Origin of the sequence: Synechococcus sp. 'PEA 65AY6A-5F PE A', from assembly GCF_047462575.1 — a bacterium.
Taxonomy (GTDB): Bacteria; Cyanobacteriota; Cyanobacteriia; order Thermostichales; family Thermostichaceae; genus Thermostichus.
The window spans coordinates 33,045-49,583 of record NZ_JAOALE010000022.1 but is presented as its reverse complement, the minus strand read 5'-3'; the positions used below and the strand labels follow the sequence as shown (position 1 = coordinate 49,583).

15 protein-coding genes, 1 tRNA gene and 1 pseudogene are annotated in these 16,539 nt (G+C 61.2%); 10 read left to right on the top strand and 7 right to left on the bottom strand.

Annotated features, from left to right (window positions below):
- Positions 1-132: 132 nt before the first annotated feature.
- Entirely contained in the window at positions 133-600 is a 468-nt protein-coding gene (locus tag GG26_RS08870; protein ID WP_011431112.1) for a peroxiredoxin family protein, read from the top strand.
- Here the strand turns inward: GG26_RS08870 and GG26_RS08865 are convergent.
- Positions 597-2,966, bottom strand: a complete 2,370-nt coding sequence (locus tag GG26_RS08865) for a glycoside hydrolase family 31 protein (RefSeq protein WP_414390057.1) — start codon at positions 2,964-2,966, stop codon at positions 597-599. The genes GG26_RS08870 and GG26_RS08865 overlap by 4 nt on opposite strands.
- A 173-nt stretch (positions 2,967-3,139) precedes the next feature.
- Between GG26_RS08865 and GG26_RS08860 the strand changes: the two genes are divergently transcribed.
- The gene (locus GG26_RS08860) at positions 3,140-4,333 is read left to right on the top strand and encodes a PQQ-dependent sugar dehydrogenase (protein ID WP_228375286.1); all 1,194 of its coding nucleotides are present in this window, start codon (positions 3,140-3,142) and stop codon (positions 4,331-4,333) included.
- Positions 4,334-4,391: 58 nt separating this feature from the next.
- Here the strand turns inward: GG26_RS08860 and GG26_RS08855 are convergent, their stop codons facing one another.
- Positions 4,392-4,841, bottom strand: coding sequence for a hypothetical protein (locus tag GG26_RS08855; RefSeq protein ID WP_041438520.1), 450 nt, complete (start codon positions 4,839-4,841; stop codon positions 4,392-4,394).
- A 210-nt stretch (positions 4,842-5,051) separates the two neighbouring features.
- A tRNA-Val gene (locus GG26_RS08850) sits at positions 5,052-5,123 on the bottom strand.
- A gap of 177 nt (positions 5,124-5,300) precedes the next feature.
- Here GG26_RS08850 and GG26_RS08845 point away from each other — a divergent pair.
- Complete coding sequence (locus GG26_RS08845; protein WP_414390052.1) at positions 5,301-6,056, top strand: segregation/condensation protein A; 756 nt, start codon at positions 5,301-5,303, stop codon at positions 6,054-6,056.
- A gap of 268 nt (positions 6,057-6,324) precedes the next feature.
- Here the strand turns inward: GG26_RS08845 and GG26_RS08840 are convergent.
- Positions 6,325-6,618: pseudogene (locus tag GG26_RS08840) on the bottom strand (DUF6679 family protein); the annotation flags it as partial.
- 215 nt (positions 6,619-6,833) lie between these two features.
- On the opposite strand from GG26_RS08840, the gene GG26_RS08835 reads away from it, so the two are divergent.
- Together GG26_RS08835 and GG26_RS08830 are read left to right on the top strand one after the other, a co-directional pair.
- On the top strand, positions 6,834-7,694 hold the full coding sequence (locus GG26_RS08835) for a prephenate/arogenate dehydrogenase (RefSeq protein WP_011431107.1): 861 nt from the start codon (positions 6,834-6,836) through the stop codon (positions 7,692-7,694).
- 130 nt (positions 7,695-7,824) lie between these two features.
- Positions 7,825-8,568 (top strand): response regulator, encoded by a 744-nt coding sequence (locus GG26_RS08830; protein WP_099812881.1) that lies wholly within the window; start codon positions 7,825-7,827, stop codon positions 8,566-8,568.
- Here GG26_RS08830 and GG26_RS08825 read toward each other — a convergent pair.
- Together GG26_RS08825 and rsmH are read right to left on the bottom strand one after the other, a co-directional pair.
- Positions 8,565-9,101: a hypothetical protein gene (locus GG26_RS08825; RefSeq protein WP_011431105.1), complete on the bottom strand. Its 537-nt coding sequence runs from the start codon at positions 9,099-9,101 to the stop codon at positions 8,565-8,567. The genes GG26_RS08830 and GG26_RS08825 overlap by 4 nt on opposite strands.
- 104 nt (positions 9,102-9,205) lie before the next feature.
- Complete coding sequence (gene rsmH / locus GG26_RS08820; RefSeq protein ID WP_414390048.1) at positions 9,206-10,135, bottom strand: 16S rRNA (cytosine(1402)-N(4))-methyltransferase RsmH; 930 nt, start codon at positions 10,133-10,135, stop codon at positions 9,206-9,208.
- A 333-nt stretch (positions 10,136-10,468) separates the two neighbouring features.
- Here rsmH and aroA point away from each other — a divergent pair, with 333 nt between their 5' ends.
- A complete protein-coding gene (aroA, locus tag GG26_RS08815; protein WP_011431103.1) occupies positions 10,469-11,803 on the top strand; it encodes a 3-phosphoshikimate 1-carboxyvinyltransferase in 1,335 nt (444 codons plus the stop codon).
- 24 nt (positions 11,804-11,827) lie between these two features.
- Entirely contained in the window at positions 11,828-12,160 is a 333-nt protein-coding gene (locus tag GG26_RS08810) for a TIGR03792 family protein (RefSeq protein ID WP_011431102.1), read from the top strand.
- Here the strand turns inward: GG26_RS08810 and GG26_RS08805 are convergent.
- On the bottom strand, positions 12,157-12,924 hold the full coding sequence (locus GG26_RS08805) for a DUF502 domain-containing protein (RefSeq protein ID WP_168173335.1): 768 nt from the start codon (positions 12,922-12,924) through the stop codon (positions 12,157-12,159). The two genes, GG26_RS08810 and GG26_RS08805, sit on opposite strands and share 4 nt — an antisense overlap.
- Positions 12,925-13,218: 294 nt before the next feature.
- Between GG26_RS08805 and GG26_RS08800 the strand changes: the two genes are divergently transcribed.
- The 3 genes from GG26_RS08800 to GG26_RS08790 all read left to right on the top strand — a co-directional run bounded on the left by GG26_RS08800 (position 13,219) and on the right by GG26_RS08790 (position 16,488).
- On the top strand, positions 13,219-13,686 hold the full coding sequence (locus tag GG26_RS08800) for an SRPBCC family protein (protein ID WP_414390044.1): 468 nt from the start codon (positions 13,219-13,221) through the stop codon (positions 13,684-13,686).
- 70 nt (positions 13,687-13,756) lie between these two features.
- Complete coding sequence (locus GG26_RS08795; protein WP_099813335.1) at positions 13,757-14,260, top strand: GNAT family N-acetyltransferase; 504 nt, start codon at positions 13,757-13,759, stop codon at positions 14,258-14,260.
- A 122-nt stretch (positions 14,261-14,382) separates the two neighbouring features.
- Positions 14,383-16,488, top strand: coding sequence for a thioredoxin domain-containing protein (locus tag GG26_RS08790; protein WP_414390041.1), 2,106 nt, complete (start codon positions 14,383-14,385; stop codon positions 16,486-16,488).
- The last annotated feature ends 51 nt before the right edge of the window (positions 16,489-16,539 follow it).

The following is a 16,539-nucleotide window of genomic DNA, read 5'->3' as shown; positions in this document are numbered from 1 at the left end:
CTGGCGCTTTACTACCTTACCCCCACCTCAACCCATATGTCAATACCACCCACCATAACCCCTCCAGACGCAGCAAGGGATCCGGATTCGCCGTTAGACTGGTGAGGGGATCTTAAGGTTTCGGACGGCTTTATGGGGATTGTGATTGGGACTGCAGCTCCTGACTTCAACCTGCCTGCAGTGGGGAAAGGGATCCCGAAGGGGGCGACGATTTCGCTGGGGGCCTACCGAGGCAAGAGCAAGGTGTTGCTGGCTTTTTACCCGGCGGACTTCTCGCCGGTGTGCACAAGCGAGATGCGCTGCTTTCGGGAGGATTGGGGAGCTTTTCGGGCGGCAGGGTGTGAGATCCTGGGCATCAGTAGCGATCCCCTCTCTCGACACGAAGCTTTTGCCGAGCAGCTTAAGCTGGAGTTTCCCCTCCTAAGCGATGTGGATAGGAAGGTGAGCCAGCTCTATGGGGTAGACAGTTTTTTGGGGACGCGGCGGGCCTATTTTGTGGTGGACAGCCAAGGGATCCTGCGCTATCAGCATGTGGAGTGGCTGCCCATCTTCAAGCGGGACAACCGCGAACTGCTGGAGGCGGTGAGGGCAGTGGGCTAGGGGCGGGATCCTTCTGGAGTGGGCAGGCGAATCTGCTGGGCTTGTCCGCTGTCTGCCAAAATAAGCGGGCTCTGGCCGAGGGGCTCGAGGATCCAGTTGCGTTGGGGCGGGATCCAACTGCCCTGGCGCGGCTGGATCTCCAGGATGAGCTGGTGGGCTTCTTGGCGCAGGCAGAAAGTGGTGGTGGCCCAATGGCCGCTTTGGTAGGCGAGGGTTTGGCCGTCGTCTTCGTAGAGGGTGAAACTGCCGTCGCCGGGATAGAGGCGGAGGTGGAGCTGGTCGCGGCGCAGGTGGGCGGTGGATTGGCAGGGAGGAGCCAGGGGAAGGATGGAGCCGCCGCGCACAAACAGGGGAAGCTGCTCCAGAGAGGCGGGGACGAGGATGGAGCCGGGGCCGCGCTGGGCTTGGCCTGTCCACCAGTCAAACCAAGTGCCTGCGGGGAGATAGACGGCGCGGCAGCGGACGCCGGGGCGGACGACGGGGGCAGCCAGAAGAGCGGATCCCAGCAGGGCTTGATCCGAGATCTCGTAGGTCTGGGGATCGTCGGGAAATTCGTAGAACAGGGGGCGCAGGATGGGGGAGCCGGTTTGGCTGGACTCCCAGAAGAGGCTGTAGAGGTAGGGCAGAAGCCGGTAGCGAAGCTGGATGGCCTGCCGAGCAATGGCTTCCACCTCAGGGCCAAAGCTCCAGGGCTCGTGGGGACGGGTGCCCAGGGCGCTGTGGCCGCGCATGAGGGGGTAGAGGATCCCCATTTGCATCCAGCGGGCAAACAGTTCAGGAGTGGCATTGCCCCCGAAGCCGCCGATGTCGGCCCCGACAAAGCTAACTCCCGACAGGCCCAGGTTGAGGAGCATGGGCAGGGACATCTCCAGGTGTTCCCAGGAGGATTGGTTGTCGCCTGTCCAGACGGCAGCCCAGCGCTGGATCCCGGCAAAGCCGGAGCGGGTGAGGACAAAGGGGCGCCGGGCGGGGTTGAGCTGTTCTAGACCCTCGCGGGAGGCGCGGGCCATGAGCAGGCCGTAGAGGTTGTGTACCTCGGCGTGGGTGGTGCGCTCCTCAGGAGGGCCTTGGGGGGCGTCGGGGGGGATATCCACGATCTGGCCGCCGTCGCCGAAGGGGCGGTCGTTGAGGGTCGGCTCGTTCATGTCGTTCCAGATGCCATCCACACCGGCTTGGGTGAGAACCCGTTGCCAGGATCCCCACCACCGCCGCACTTCGGGGCACGAGAAGTCGGGAAAGAGGACTTTGCCCGGCCAAACATAGCCGTGGAAGAGGTGGCCATCGGCGCGGCGAATGAAGAAGTCCTGGGCCAGGCCCTCGTCAAAGACGGCGTAGTCAGCTTCGGGATCGAACTTGACGCCAGGATCGACAATGGCTACCCCTCGGAAGCCGGCTTCGTGAAGCTGGGCCATGAGCTGGGCTGGTTCAGGGAAACGGCGGGGATCCCAGGTAAAGACCCGGTAGCCGCGCATGTAGTCAATATCCAGGTAGATGGCGTCGCAGGGGATCTGGCGCTGGCGAAATTGCTTGGCGACAGCCAGAACCTGGGCGGCGCTGGCGTAGCTCCAGCGACACTGCTGGTAGCCGAGGGCCCAGAGAGGAGGCAGGGGGGTTCGCCCGGTGAGCTGGGTGTAGGTCTGGAGCACCAGGGCGGGGGTGGGGCCGTAGATGAGGTAGTAGTCCAGCTCGGGGGCGCGCACTTCGATGGCCCACTGTTTAGGATCCGCCTGGCCCAGGTCGAACTGGCTCCAGTGGGTGCAGTGCAGAAAAAGGCCGTAGGAGAGGCCAGGACGTAGAACCAGGGCGAAGGGAATGGCCAGATAGAGGTTGTCGCTCTGGGCGTCGTAGCCCCAGCAGTCGCGGGTCCAGTGGCTGTAGCGCCGGCCCCGCTTGTTGAGCAGGCCAGCCCGTTCTCCCAGGCCGTAGATGCGCTCGGCGGGGTGGAGGGATTTGACCAGGCGGATGTCATCGGATCCCCAACTGAGGCCGGCGGGGAGATCGGCACAAAAGACCTGGCCTTGGGGATCGCGAAAGCTAAAGCGGAGGGGATCCCGGTCGATCTGCAGTTGCACCTGAGAGGTGGCTAGGTGAACTTGGGTGGGGCTTTCCTGCAGCTCAAAGAAAGCCGGCGGCCACTCTTCATCCGCCAGAGCCACATCCCAAGAGCGGCGGGGCAAGAACTCGCCGCTGGGGCTAAAGCGCAGCCGCAGCAGACGAGGGGTGAGCACCTGCACAGACCAGCAGCCCTGCCTGCAGAGCAATTGGATCCCTCTGGGATGGATCTGGAGTTCCTGCAGGGATCCGCAGGTTTGCCGCTGGGGTGGGCGGGCGGGGAATTGGCCGAAGATCTCGCCGGGTTCCAGCATGGGTTGGGGACAGATCGCCGCCCTCAAGGCTAACCCAAGGCCGCAAGGGAACAGGGAGCTCCCCACTCTTGTGCGCAGCCAACTTTGCTCCCATCGGTACATCTTTTTGTGAAGAGCAGCAGCAATGATCGGCTAGCTCAGACTTCAAAATCCATCGCGAAAACGAGGCGGCAATGGCCATGCGGATCCCGGCGATACCACTCCTCTCCTTGTTGCTTTTGGGAGGGGTATTTGTCCCTGCTGCCGTGGGGGCCTACCCGGTTAGCCCGGAAACGGTCATGTCCCTGCAACAGGGGGATCACGCCCAAGCTCTGCCCAGAGCCAAAAGCCAGCAGCGCTTTCGGGTGGTGACGTTGGCAAGCGGGCTGGAGCATCCCTGGGGAATGGCCTTTCTGCCGGATGGCACCATCCTGGTTACCGAACGTCCGGGCCGGCTGCGCCGAGTTACCGAGCAGGGGTTGGATCCCCAGCCCATTGCCGGGGTGCCGGAGGTGTTTGCCCGCGGCCAGGGAGGGCTGCTGGATATCGCCTTGCACCCCAACTACGCGGAGAACGGCTGGATTTACCTGTCCTATGCGGCTCCTGGGCCGGGCGGCGGGGGGACGCGGGTGGCGCGGGCCCGCCTGGGGGAGAAGGGACTCCAGGATCTGGAAGTGATCTTTGACATGGAGCGCAAGACGCCTGCCCAACAGCACTTCGGCTCCCGCCTGGCCTTTGACGAAGAAGGGTTTCTCTACATCAGCACCGGCGACCGCGGCGAGCGGGATCGGGCTCAGGATCTGGGGGATGCTGCTGGCAAGGTGTTGCGCGTTACGGATACAGGCGGGATCCCGGCGGACAATCCTTTCGTGAATCAAGCGGGGGCTTTGCCGCAAATTTTTACCTACGGCCACCGCAACATTCAGGGAATGGCCCGCCACCCCGATACAGGAGCCATTTGGACGCACGAACATGGGCCGCAAGGTGGGGACGAGATCAACATCTTGGCCCCCGGCATCAACTACGGCTGGCCCCTGATTACCCATGGTCGGGAGTACAGCGGCGAACCGGTTGGTCAAGGACTGGCGGCAGCTCCTGGATTGGCTTCGCCGCTGCTGCACTGGACCCCCTCCATTGCCCCTTCTGGCATGACTTTCTACACAGGAGAGGCTTTCCCCGAATGGCGAGGCAACCTATTCGTGGGAGCGCTGGCCGGGCAACACCTGGCGCGCTTGGTGCTGGATGGGGATCGCGTTGTGGCAGAAGAGCGCCTTCTGGAAGGGGCGGTTGGCCGTATCCGGGATGTGCGCCAGGGGCCGGATGGCTTGCTCTACCTGCTGACGGATGCCCCCAACGGATCCCTGTTGCGCTTGCAGCCAAGCTCTTGATTGGGGTTAAGCTACATGGCCCCAGCCCCGGCAGAGTTTCTAACTCCCACTGCCGCCACTACAAGAACTTGACATCTTGCTCAAGGGGGAGTGGCTCTCCTGTTTGGGAGTCCGTATGGTGACAGGCAAAGCATTCCTCTGGAGTTAGCTTAATAACCTGACCTGGAGCGGGAAGAAAGAACATCCTTAGCTCTTTGGTCGGGATCAAGACGGTTTTGCCATTTGGGGCCTTGCGCTTGTGTTTTTCGTCAGTGAAGGTCCTGACAACGCAAGATATTGGATAGTATTCGCTGGTTTGGAGCTTGGCTTCCAGAAGCGCTCTCCAGTAGGGGCTGTACCCGAAAACCCACTGACCCTTGGAAAACTTGAGATCGAATGCTTGGCTCCAAATTCTGCTGTAAAAGGTGATGATAGACGTCTTGACTTTGTAGGCTCCTGTTATCTCCTCTAAGTGAGATAAAAACTCGCCGGCAGTCAATGATTGAGGAGGGTTGGTGAAGGGACTCATGCAGCATCTCCTAGCTTTTGGTTATAGTCAGGGAAGCCCTGCATCTTCCCAGCCTACCCCGATTGAAGCACCTGCCTAAGGGCAGGGAGGAAGCTGTCTGTCCTCGTTGCCGATAAGCGGTGGCTCCCCAGCAAAGGCGGGGGAGCCTGTAGACAGAAGCAGCACCCAGCAGGAGAAGGGGGAGCTCTGTCTGCTAAAGGTCAAAACCTATGGGCGGTACAAGATTCGAACTTGTGACCCCTTCCGTGTGAAGGAAGTGCGCTACCACTGTGCTAACCGCCCTTACTCTCACTCTAGCAACTGCTAGAGCTGGACTACTATCTTACACGATTCTTACACGATCGCGCCGCCTCTGCACAGCCGGTTGGCTTGAGAAGTTGAGCTGGAGGTTTGAATCCGGCTGGAGATGGCCGGGATCCCGCTTGGGGGCTACAGTGAGGGACAGAGGCTAGGGGCACTATGGCCTACTCACCGACTGAAGAGGCAATTGCTTTGCTTATCGATTTGGCGGAACGGGGCGAGATTAACCCGTGGGATGTGCAGGTTATCGACGTCATCGATCGGTTTTTAGCCCGTATGGCTCCCACTGCCAGCAGCCATGACCTGTCGGAGTCGGGACAGGCTTTTCTCCATGCCGCTATGTTGGTCTATCTCAAGGCGATGGCGCTGTCGAAGCCGGAAGACGAAGAAAGTGAGGAGACCAACCCGGTGCAGGTGGAGGAGGATCCCTGGCTGAGTTGGTCGTCGGCCCAACTGGATCGCGTGTTGCAACCCAGGGCCGTGCCCCGCCCGAGTCGGACTCGGCCCATCACCCTCAAAGAACTAATCGGCCACCTGCAGGAGCTGGAGACCTTGCTGGAACAGCGCCTTGAGCCTGCCTCAAGGCCCCTGGCTCAACGGGTTTCTCGCAAGCAAGCGCTATCAGCAGTCGCTCAGTTGGCCCACCCAGAAAACCTCGTAGAGACCGCCGCCGAGCTGGAATCTCTGCTTGCCCAACTTTGGCAGCAGGGTCTCGCCCAAATCAGCTTTGACGACCTGCAGCAATACTTTTGCCAAGAAAGCGCTCTAAAAGGCAGTGGCGGGGCTTCCCACCCGATTCAGGTGTTCTGGTCGCTATTGCTAATGGCTTCTCGCTCGCAGGTTGAGCTTTACCAGGAGGAGTTCTACGGCCCCTTGACCATTCGTCCCTGCCATAGGGGATCCCTCCTAGAATAGATCCTACCCAGGGATCCCTTTCTGCCGCTTTTCTGCCGCTTTCCATGAAGACTGCGGCTCAGTCGTGGTTGCCCTCCCGCTGGCCTTCCACATCGTTTCGGGCCCGATCCGCCCGTTTGAGGTCTTCTCCGTTCAGGCGCAGGGGCAGCAAAGACTCCGCTTCGCCGTCACGGACGGCAGAGGTTTCCCGATCCAGGTAATACTCTTCAAGGCGCTCGCTGCCGGCATGCTCTTCGCTGAGGGGCTCTGTGGCGCGAGGCGAAGAGGGAGAATGCAGTAACTCAGCAGGAGGACAATCCTCGGAAATGAGCAAATCCGAGGTGCTGAGCACCCCTTTCGGGATGGAGGAAAGGCGCTGGGCAACAGCTCCGATGCTCTCCAAACGAATCATCTCCTCCCAGGAGCAAATCTCCTCTTCGTCTTCCGTTTCGTAGCGAACCAGGATGGTATCCCCTTCGATATCGAGGATCTTGGCTCGTTCCAGCCAGCGTCCCTGATCGCGCAGGTAGATCCACACATCCTTGCCTTCGCGGCTGAGTTGATAGATCCTACGATGAAGCACGGTCCCCTCCTGAGATGAAAGATCCGGGCGAACTGTTGTGGGGGTTACCCAGTTCATCCTTCCATCTTAGCTGCTGGATCCCTCCGCTGTATGCTTTTTGCGCGGCGGGATGGAGCCTTTAATCTGTTTTAATCTGGAAGGGATCCGGAAAGGCCGTCTCTCCATGCCCCAAGCCGTTTCAGAGTACTTAATAGTAACCATAGATACGGAAAACCATGCGCATTGCCATTGTCGGGTTGGGGTTGATCGGCGGATCCCTGGCCCTCAAACTCAGCGAAGAGGGTTATCCCGTCTGGGGGATCAGCCGCAATCGGGCCACCTGTCAGGCGGTGCTGGAACGGGGAGCGCTGCAGGGCTGTGGAACCGATTTGGCTCAGTTGGCTGATTTCGATCCCCAGGTGGTGGTGATCTGCACCCCCCTGGAGCAGGTATTGGTCACGCTGGCGGCCTTGGTGCCCCATCTATCGCCGCAGACGGTGGTGAGCGATGTCGGCTCGGTGAAACAACCGATTGTTGCTCCGGCAACGGAATTGTGGCCGCTGTTTGTTGGAGGGCACCCGATGGCCGGCAAGACGTTGCAGGGCATCCAGGCGGCGGAAGCCAGCTTGTTTCTGGGGCGGCCCTATGTACTCACTCCCCTCCCCCAGACGCAGCCGCAGGCGATCGAGGCGATGAAAGAACTGGTGACAGCGGTCGGTGCAGAAGTTGTCCTGGCCGATCCGAAACGCCACGACCAGGCGGTGGCCTGGATCAGCCATTTGCCGGTCATGATCGGCGCCGGCTTGATCGCTGCTGTCGGCCAAGAGGAGGATCCCGACATTCTGGAGTTGGCTCGCACCCTGGCCAGCAGCGGGTTCCGAGATACCAGCCGTGTCGGTGGCGGGATCCCGCAGTTGGGGCTGGAGATGGCCCGTCACAACCGACAGGCGCTCCTGGCCGCCCTGCGTGGCTATCAAGTCCAGTTGGGGAAAATAGAGCGGCTGATCGAAGGCGAACGGTGGGAGGAGCTGCTACAGATGCTGCAACGAACCCGCCAAGAATGGCAACAGTTCCGGGTCAATCAAATACCGTCCTGAGGGGCTACCTGTAGCTGCCGTAGGGGATCGCTGGCTCGACTTTGCCACTGCTCATTAGTGCCTTGTCTTCCTTCGCAGAGATTTCTAGGGTAGGAAACATATAGAGTAGGTCGACTAGCGATCAAGGCCTGTGAGCACCCTCCTTGCTGAAGATGACACCCTTTACCGCCAACATGTGCACAGCCTGCTGATGCAGCATCTGCCTCAGTTTGGCCCGGTGTACATGGCCTCCAACGGCAGAGAGGCATTGGAGCTCTACCGTCAGCACCGTCCCAACTTCCTGTTGTTGGACATCCGCATGCCCGAGATGAGCGGGATCGAGGTGGCTCGACAAGTTTGGTCGGAGCAACCCAGTACGCGCATCATCTTTTGGTCCCACTTTGCCGATGAGGTTTATGTGCGGGAACTGCACAAGATCGTGCCGCCGCAAACTGTCTACGGCTATCTCCTGAAGAATTGCACCGACGAAAAATTGGTCAGTGCCATCCAGGCCGTGGTGCAGGATGAGCAATGCGTGATCGATCGGGAGGTGCGGGGGGTCGATTCCCGTTCGCAAAACAAAATTACCGGCCTCAGCGATGCTGAGTACGAGGTGTTGATCGATATTGCCCTCGGCCTCACCGATCAAGCTATTGCCGCACGGCGGTTTTTGTCGCGGCGAGGGGTGACCAATCGGCTGCGCAATCTCTACGACAAGCTTGAGGTGAGCAACGACCAAATTGAGAGCGAGGAGTGGGGCACAACTTTTAGCTTGCGGGCCCGCGCCATTCGCCTTGCCTTCAAGCGGGGTCTGATCAACGCCCAACTCCTGGATGAGGAGGAGGTGCACTTGGATCACTGGCTCAGCCGCTACCGCCTAGAGCCTTTGGATTAGTATCCAACCGGGTAAAAAGGAGGGGCTTGCTCGGATGCCTCCAGAGGCTTGGCTTTGCTCTGCCCCTGCCCAGAAGCCGTGCTGGGGAGGGCAATTGGCACCTCGATCATCCGCTCCGGTACCAGAGGCACCATGTCGGAGCGATCGGCGATTTCCCGCAAGGAATTGGCGATGGACTCTTGGGTGAGGAGAAACTGTCGTTCGTTGCGCTGCATCTGCTGCCACACTTGGTAGCGCTGGCTCCATCGGCTTTGGGTATGCACCGTCCAACTGTACACACTCAGCACTGACAACCCCGAGACGATGGCCATGCCCGTGGAGATCTGCTTCCACCAGATCAGGTGCTCTCTCCAGGCGGGATCCCGGCTATGGGGATAGGCTGATTTCGAGGGTTGGGGGCGACGGGTTCTGACTTTGCCGGCGGGGAGGGGCGGGGTAGTCCTTAGATGGGAACGAGGGGCCAAGGTCGCGGTTTTGCGCTGGACAGGGAGAAAACTGCGGCCACGGCTCGCGTTCAAAGGCTGGCTGACCATAGGGGTTTGCACCTCACCCACACCAAGAAATTGCTGCCAACTGGGCCCCACTCTATCCGATCTCCACGCACCTCAGAGGGCCTCCAGGGGGGCAGGGCGGCAACTTAGCTGCTGCGGGCAGCCACTCGCAGTTTGGCGGAGCGGGCGCGGGAATTGCGTTGCTGCTCCAGCTCGGAAGGGCACAGGGGTTTGGGGGTGAGCACCTGCCAGCGGGGATCCGTACGAAAGGCCCATTTCACCAGGCGATCTTCCAGGCTATGAAAGCTGATCACGGCCAACCTGCCGCCGGGTTTTAGCCAATTGGGAGCCTGGGCCAGCAGGGTTTCCAGGGCTTCCAGTTCTCGGTTCACGGCAATGCGCAGGGCCTGAAAGATCCGCGTGGCCGGGTGGATGCGGCCCCGTCTTGCCGCCGGCGGCACCGCCTGCCAGACTACGTGGGCCAGTTGGGTGGTGGTGAAAAGGGGGCGGGAGCGTTCGATGTGGTGGGCGATGCGGCGGGCAAAGCGCTCCTCGCCATAGCGAACGAAAATGTCGATCAAGTCCTCGACGGGGCGGCGGTTGACCCAGTCGGCAGCCGTTTCCTGATCGGCAGTGGGATCCATGCGCATATCGAGCGGCCCCTCGGCGCGAAAGCTAAAGCCCCGCTCGGGGCAGTCCAGTTGGGGCGAGCTCACCCCGAGGTCGGCTACGATGCCATCGAAAGGGATCCCCTGCCCTCGCTCATCCCGAAAGCCGTGCCGCTGCAGGTCGAAATCGGCAAAGTTGAGGTGCCAGAGTTGGAGGCGATTGCCGGGGATCCCGGCTGCGGCCAGACGCGCCTGGGCCGCCTGCAGAGCCGTCGGATCGCGATCCAGCCCCACCACGCGATCCGCTCCCCTCTGCAGCAGCGCCAAGCTGTGCCCACCGCCTCCCAACGTCACGTCCAAAAACGCGCCGCCCTGCTGGGGTTGCAGGTAGGTCACCACTGCCTCCGTCAAAACGGACTCGTGGTGGTACAGAAGCATTTCCCCAAGCTCAGCTCTTGCCAAGTCCATAGGCGCAGGGGGTGGCTTTGATTCTTTCCCCGCTCCTAGCTTTACCTATTGCAGGATCGGTAGACAACTCTAGTACCATCAAACGCTAGCATTCACAATGTAAGGGCTTGCAAAAAAAAGGCCGAGGCCAGGCCCCGACCGAGGAATCCATGTTGTTAAGCTCATCCTCGAGGATAGGGTCGGCTGCCGTCAAAAGACGGGCTGTCTTCCAGTGGTTCAGGATCATCTAGGTGCAAGGCCGACCGCCGGCAAGAGAAGGGCAGGTTCCAGCCTAACGTATGATTAAGACTGCTCTTGCCTTTGTCTGTTCTTTAGTTTGGTGTTACGGCTGCTGTGCTGACCACCGCTTCTTCTGCCGACATCCTGACGCTCTCGCCCGCCCGCGGCCTGCGCGGTCAAGTGAGCATTCCAGGCGATAAGTCCATCTCCCACCGCGCCCTGATGCTGGGATCCCTGGCGGAAGGGGAAACCGTCATTCACGGCCTGTCGTTGGGGGAGGATCCCCGCAGTACGGCAGCCTGTTTTCGGGCCCTGGGGGCCGATATCCCAGAGCTCAACAGCGAGTGCGTCCGCATCCAGGGGGTGGGCTTGGATCGCCTGCAGGAGCCGGCAGAGGTGTTGGATGCCGGCAATTCCGGCACCACCCTGCGCCTGATGTTGGGGATCCTGGCTGGCCAGGCGGGTCGCTTTTTTGCTGTCACTGGGGATCGCTCCCTGCGCTCGCGGCCCATGGGACGGGTGGTGGAGCCGCTGCGGCAGATGGGGGCCAACATCTGGGGACGGGCCGGGGGCAACCTGGCACCTCTGGCTGTGCAGGGGGGATCCCTAAAGGGGATCCACTACCACTCGCCCGTGGCCTCGGCCCAGGTAAAGTCCTGCCTGTTGCTGGCGGGCCTGTTGGCAGAAGGCACTACTCAGGTTACAGAGCCGGCCCTTTCCCGCGACCACTCGGAGCGGATGTTGCGGGCCTTTGGCGCCGAGATCTCTGTCGATGTGGCGGCAAAAACCGTGGCGGTGGTGGGGGGATCCCGCCTAGTGGGCCAGACGGTGCAGGTGCCAGGGGACATCAGCTCGGCAGCCTTCTGGCTGGTGGCCGCCTCGATTGTGCCCGAGAGCGAATTGCTGCTACAGGATGTGGGTCTCAACCCCACGCGCACCGGCGTGCTGCAGGTGTTGCAGGAGATGGGGGCCGATATTCAGGTTGAGAAGCGGCGGGAGGTGGCCGGCGAGCCTCTGGGGGATCTGCGCGTGCGCTCGGCCCGTTTGCGGGGTTGCAGCATTGCCGGCGATCTCATTCCCACCCTCATCGATGAGATCCCGGTTTTGGCGGTGGCGGCAGCCTTTGCCGAGGGGACTACGGTCATTCGCGATGCGGCGGAATTGCGGGTTAAAGAGAGCGACCGCTTGGCGGCCATCGCCCAGGAACTCAGCCGGATGGGGGCCCAGGTCACCGAATATCCCGACGGCCTGGAAATCAAAGGGGGGATCCCTCTGCAGGGGGCCGAGGTGGATAGCCACGCCGACCACCGCATCGCCATGAGCTTGATGGTAGCTGCCCTGGCCGCCCAGGGATCCACCACCCTTCGAGGGGCCGACTGTGCCCGCATCTCCTACCCCGACTTCATTCCCACCCTGCAGCGGCTGATCAACCCTTCGTCCGCCTCCTAGCCAGCCAAGAGCCAACCTTTGCCAATGTCAGACCAGCCCATCGCCATCGAGCACCTCTGCTTCCGCGTTCCTCCCGGTGGCCAGAGGGCCTTTATCCTACAAGACGAGCAGGTTTGGGGGCCGGCCCTGCGCCAACAGCCGGGCTTTTTGGGCAAAGAAGTCTGGCTGGATGTAGAGGATCGCGAACTTGTCCACCTCATCCTCCGCTGGGCCAGCCGCGCCGCCTGGAAAGCTTTCCCCCCGGAGCAGGCGGAAGCCTTGGATCGGCAGATGCAGCCCTTCTACGTGCGCCTGGAGCAGGCCAAAGAATACCAGCTCTGGCAGCCCGGCCTGCCAGCAGAGGAAGCGGCCAACTAGGAAGCCTCAAAGCCCACCTCGGCAGCCGTTGAGTCGGCCCTAGTGGATGCTGCCGCCCGCTCCTGCTCCACCAACTCCCGCAGGCTGGGCATGGTTACCGCCAGAGCCCCTTCGCGCCGTTTGAGACCCGCCTCAAAGGTCTCGGGGGTCACGATCCCGCCGGAGATGAGCATCTTAAAAGCATCCTCCACCGGCATGAACACCTCCACCACCTGGTCTTCCGGCACGATGGCGTACCAGCCGGTGGTTGGGTTGGGCGTGGTGGGCACGAACAGGCTGAGGGAGCGCTGCGGCCCATCCGGTCGAATGGGAGTTTGAATGACGCCCGTTACAAAAGCTAACGCCCAAACCCCAGGCCGAGGATATTCCACCAGCACCACCCGTCGAAAGCGCTGGTTGTTGGGGGCAAACAAAACGCTAACCAATTGCTTCAGGGTTTTGTAGACCAGCCCCGCTATCGGGATGGCGTGGAGCAACTGCTCGCTTAGGTTGAGCAGCCACTGGCCAACAATGTTGCGGGCCATGAAGCCAATCAACAAAATGAGCAGGATTGGCGTCAGCAAGCCCACCGCCAGATCGATGAGGTTGATCAAAATCGGGTGCAGCCCCTGGATGGGATTAAACTGCTTGGGAATGCTGGTCAAAAAGCCAATGCTCCAGGTGGCCACTTCCACCGTCAGCCAAATGGTGGTTGCCAACGGGATCACCACCAGCAACCCCGCCACGAAGTAGTTCTTGAGATGCTGCTTCCACTGGGAAATCATGGTGAGATCGTTCCGTCGAGTCAAACAAGTGGACGCACCGAGCCGATGCAAGTGGAGCTTGCAGATGGCAACCATGATACCTGCCTTCTGCATCTCTCTCATGGGCATCAGCTGCAACTTGCCTGGAGAGAGGTTGGAGCTGCTCCAAAGCGCAAAGCCCCAAACTCGGCTGAGCTGATATTGTTATCTTAGGTCGATATAAAATTTTGTAAAGGCAGGGATCCCTCCTAGAGGCTTTGTGGTCAAGCCGTAGGATGCTCCCTCATCTCTGCCGGATGTCGTGTGGGAGGCCCTATGTCAGAGTCGGATTGGTTAGAGCACACCTGTCAGGTGGAGGTCCCGGTTCCTATCGAGCAGGTGTGGGAGCTGTGGGCCAACCTCGCCCTCATGCCGCGCTGGATGAAGTGGATCCGCTCGGTGGAGCTGCTGGATCAGGAGCTGTCGCGGTGGACACTGGATACGCGCGGCCTCACCTTCAGTTGGATCTCCCGCACCCATACGGTGGTGAAGCATCAGCACATCGGCTGGCAATCGGTGGAGGGGCTTCCCAATCGGGGGGCACTGCGGTTTTACGATCGCAAGGGCAGTACTATTGTCAAGCTGTCGGTGGCCTACAAGATCCCGGGGCTCCTCGGCAAAATCTTGGACGGCCTGTTTGTGGGCAAAGTGGTGGAGAGCACGATTCAAGCGGACTTGGAGCGCTTCAAAGCCTATGCTTTGGAGCAGGTAGGGCGGGCCGCCGACAATGCCTCCGCTGGCTAGCCTCGATCTTGCTGCCGTTTTCTGCTGCCCAGTGAACCGTTGCCAATCTTCGTTGCCCAAGGTCTGCTTCATGTCCGATCCCTCCCTCGAGCCTGTCATCACCTTTTCTCATCAACCGGTGGACAACCGCAACATTCGCTTCTCCCTGGAGCGGCAAGATCTGGATCTGGATCAGCTCCTGGTGTTGTTGAACCGCAACGCCTTTTGGGCCCAAAATCGCCGGCGGGAAGAGATGGAGCGGGCCATCGCCCACAGCCACCCGGTGGTCAGCGCCTGGGACGGGGAGCGCCTGATTGGCTTTGGCCGCGCCACCTCCGATGGGGTTTACCGGGCCGTCCTCTGGGACATCGTGGTCGATCACGAGTATCGACGGCAGGGCATCGGGCGCAAGCTGGTGGAAACCCTGATCAGCCATCCCCACCTGCAGTCGGTGGAGCGCATCTACCTGTTTACCACCCATCAGCGCGGCTTTTACGAGCGCATTGGCTTTGTGGAAAACCCCAGCACCACGCTGGTTTTGCACGGGCGTCCGCTGGATTTTTTGATCCCGGCTGCCGAACAGGAGCAGGTCTGACCAACAGGGATCCCTGGGGCAAGGGGAGGCGTAGGTCAGTGTATCTTGAACAACAGTGGGTTGGCTCCGCCTTGGGAAGAGGACGCGCTAGCCTGAAGCAAAAAGGGTGAGAGGGTGTACCTATGGCCAATCGCCTCGCCACGTGTTCCAGCCTTTACCTGCGCAAGCACGCCGAGAATCCGGTGGATTGGTGGCCTTGGATCCCGGAGGCCCTGGAGAAAGCCCGGGCCGAGGACAAGCCGATTTTTCTGTCCATCGGCTACTCCAGTTGTCACTGGTGCACCGTCATGGAGGGGGAAGCCTTCTCCGACCCGGAGATCGCCGCCTTCCTCAATGCCCATTTTTTGCCCATCAAGGTGGATCGCGAGGAGCGGCCTGATCTAGACAGCATCTACATGCAGGCGCTGCAGCTCATGAGCGGGCAGGGGGGGTGGCCCCTCAATGTCTTCCTCACGCCCGACGACCTGGTGCCGTTCTACGCGGGCACCTATTTTCCGGTGGAGCCTCGCTTTGGCCGGCCGGGGTTTCTGACCGTACTGCAGCGCATCCTGCAGTTTTACCGCCAGGAAAAAGACAAAATCGAGGACATGAAGGGCCAAATCTTGGCGGCCCTGACCACCCTCAGCGACCTGGTGCCGGAAGACCATATTCCCCCTGACCTGTTGCGCTCCGGGATCCCCAAAATCCAACCCTTGCTGGCCAACGCCGGGGCAGTGCAGCAGTTTCCCATGATGCCCTACGCCCAGTTGGTGTTGCGCTCGGCCCGCTTCGACCCGCCAGAAGGGATCCCCGGCTCGCCGACGGCGCTAGAACGGGCCAAGGAGCGAGGGATGGCCTTGGTGTTAGGAGGGATCTTCGACCATGTGGCCGGCGGGTTTCACCGCTACACCGTGGATCCCACCTGGACGGTGCCCCACTTTGAAAAAATGCTCTACGACAACGGCCAGATCTTGGAGTTTCTCTCCGAGCTGTGGGCCCACGGGATCCAGGATGCGGCCATCGAGCGGGCGGTGCGCCTGACGGTGGAGTGGGTGGCGCGGGAGATGACCGCCCCTGCCGGGTATTTCTACGCGGCCCAGGATGCCGACAGTTTTGCCCGAGCAGAGGATGCGGAGCCCGAGGAGGGCGAGTTCTACGTCTGGCGCTGGCAGGAGCTGCAGGATCTGCTGGATGCAGAAACCTTCCGCGCCCTGCAGCAGGCTTTCTTCCTCTCGCCGGGGGGCAATTTCCCCGATCGGCCCGGCTGTATCGTCCTACAGCGCAGGCAAGGAGGGGAGCTGCCGCCGGAAGTGGAAACGGCTTTGACGACCCATTTGTTTCGAGCTCGCTACGGCTCCACCGAGCGGAGAACCCCCTTCCTGCCCGCAGTAGATGCCCAATCGGCCCGCCGGCAATCTTGGCCAGGACGCATTCCGCCGGTCACCGACACCAAGATGATCGTCTCCTGGAACGGCCTGATGATCTCCGGCCTGGCGCGGGCCTACCAGGTGTTTGGCGAGGAGGACTATCTGCGGTTGGCCCTGCGGGCCGCCCAATTCATCCTCAGCCAGCAGCGCCACCCCCAGACGGGATCCCTGCTGCGGTTGAACTACGATGGCACAGCCCAGGTACCTGCCCAATCGGAAGATTACGCTCTGCTGATCAAGGCCCTGTTGGATTTGCACCAGGCCTGCCTGCCGCGGACAGGCGATCCCAGCTCCCAGTACTGGCTGGAGGCCGCCATTCGGCTGCAGCAGGAGATGGACACGCGACTGTGGGATGAGGCCAGGGGGGGATACTTTGTCAGCGACGCCCAGAGCACCCCGGAGCTGCTGGTGCGGGAGAAGGAGTTTCAGGACAACGCCACCCCCGCAGCCAATGGGGTGGCTGTTGCTAACCTGGTGCGCCTGGCCGCCATCACCGGAGATCTGGACTACCTGGAACGGGCAGAACAGGCCCTGAAAACCTTTGCCCACATCATGAGCACCCAGCCGCGGGTCTGCCCCAGTTTGTTCGTCGGGCTGGATTGGTACAACAACTGGGTAAAGGCAACCCTAGAAGCGGAGCACATTGCTGCGCTGCAACAGCGCTCTTGGCCCACCACCGTCTTTGCCCTGCCCACCGCAGCCGAGCCGTTGCCGGCAGGAGCTGTGGGGTTGGTGTGCTGGGGCAGCAAGTGTCTGGCCCCCGCCGCTTCTCTTGAGCAAATCCAGTCGCAGATCGGCAAAGGGCAAAACCGAGCCTACTGACATTGGCTCATCCTCTTCCAGAAGAACTCGGGATCCCGCCCCGAGAATCTA

What these genes read in the sequence shown, in the direction of transcription:
- GG26_RS08845 (WP_414390052.1), top strand. Translation starts at nt 5,301, where the DNA reads ATGGCCTACTCACCGACTGAAGAGGCAATTGCTTTGCTTATCGATTTG.
- GG26_RS08860 (WP_228375286.1), top strand. Translation starts at nt 3,140, where the DNA reads ATGGCCATGCGGATCCCGGCGATACCACTCCTCTCCTTGTTGCTTTTG.
- GG26_RS08790 (WP_414390041.1), top strand. Translation starts at nt 14,383, where the DNA reads ATGGCCAATCGCCTCGCCACGTGTTCCAGCCTTTACCTGCGCAAGCAC.
- GG26_RS08870 (WP_011431112.1), top strand. Translation starts at nt 133, where the DNA reads ATGGGGATTGTGATTGGGACTGCAGCTCCTGACTTCAACCTGCCTGCA.
- GG26_RS08825 (WP_011431105.1), bottom strand. Translation starts at nt 9,101, where the DNA reads ATGGTCAGCCAGCCTTTGAACGCGAGCCGTGGCCGCAGTTTTCTCCCT.
- rsmH (WP_414390048.1), bottom strand. Translation starts at nt 10,135, where the DNA reads ATGGACTTGGCAAGAGCTGAGCTTGGGGAAATGCTTCTGTACCACCAC.
- GG26_RS08835 (WP_011431107.1), top strand. Translation starts at nt 6,834, where the DNA reads ATGCGCATTGCCATTGTCGGGTTGGGGTTGATCGGCGGATCCCTGGCC.
- GG26_RS08795 (WP_099813335.1), top strand. Translation starts at nt 13,757, where the DNA reads ATGTCCGATCCCTCCCTCGAGCCTGTCATCACCTTTTCTCATCAACCG.
- GG26_RS08805 (WP_168173335.1), bottom strand. Translation starts at nt 12,924, where the DNA reads ATGATTTCCCAGTGGAAGCAGCATCTCAAGAACTACTTCGTGGCGGGG.
- GG26_RS08865 (WP_414390057.1), bottom strand. Translation starts at nt 2,966, where the DNA reads ATGCTGGAACCCGGCGAGATCTTCGGCCAATTCCCCGCCCGCCCACCC.
- GG26_RS08810 (WP_011431102.1), top strand. Translation starts at nt 11,828, where the DNA reads ATGTCAGACCAGCCCATCGCCATCGAGCACCTCTGCTTCCGCGTTCCT.
- GG26_RS08800 (WP_414390044.1), top strand. Translation starts at nt 13,219, where the DNA reads ATGTCAGAGTCGGATTGGTTAGAGCACACCTGTCAGGTGGAGGTCCCG.
- GG26_RS08855 (WP_041438520.1), bottom strand. Translation starts at nt 4,841, where the DNA reads ATGAGTCCCTTCACCAACCCTCCTCAATCATTGACTGCCGGCGAGTTT.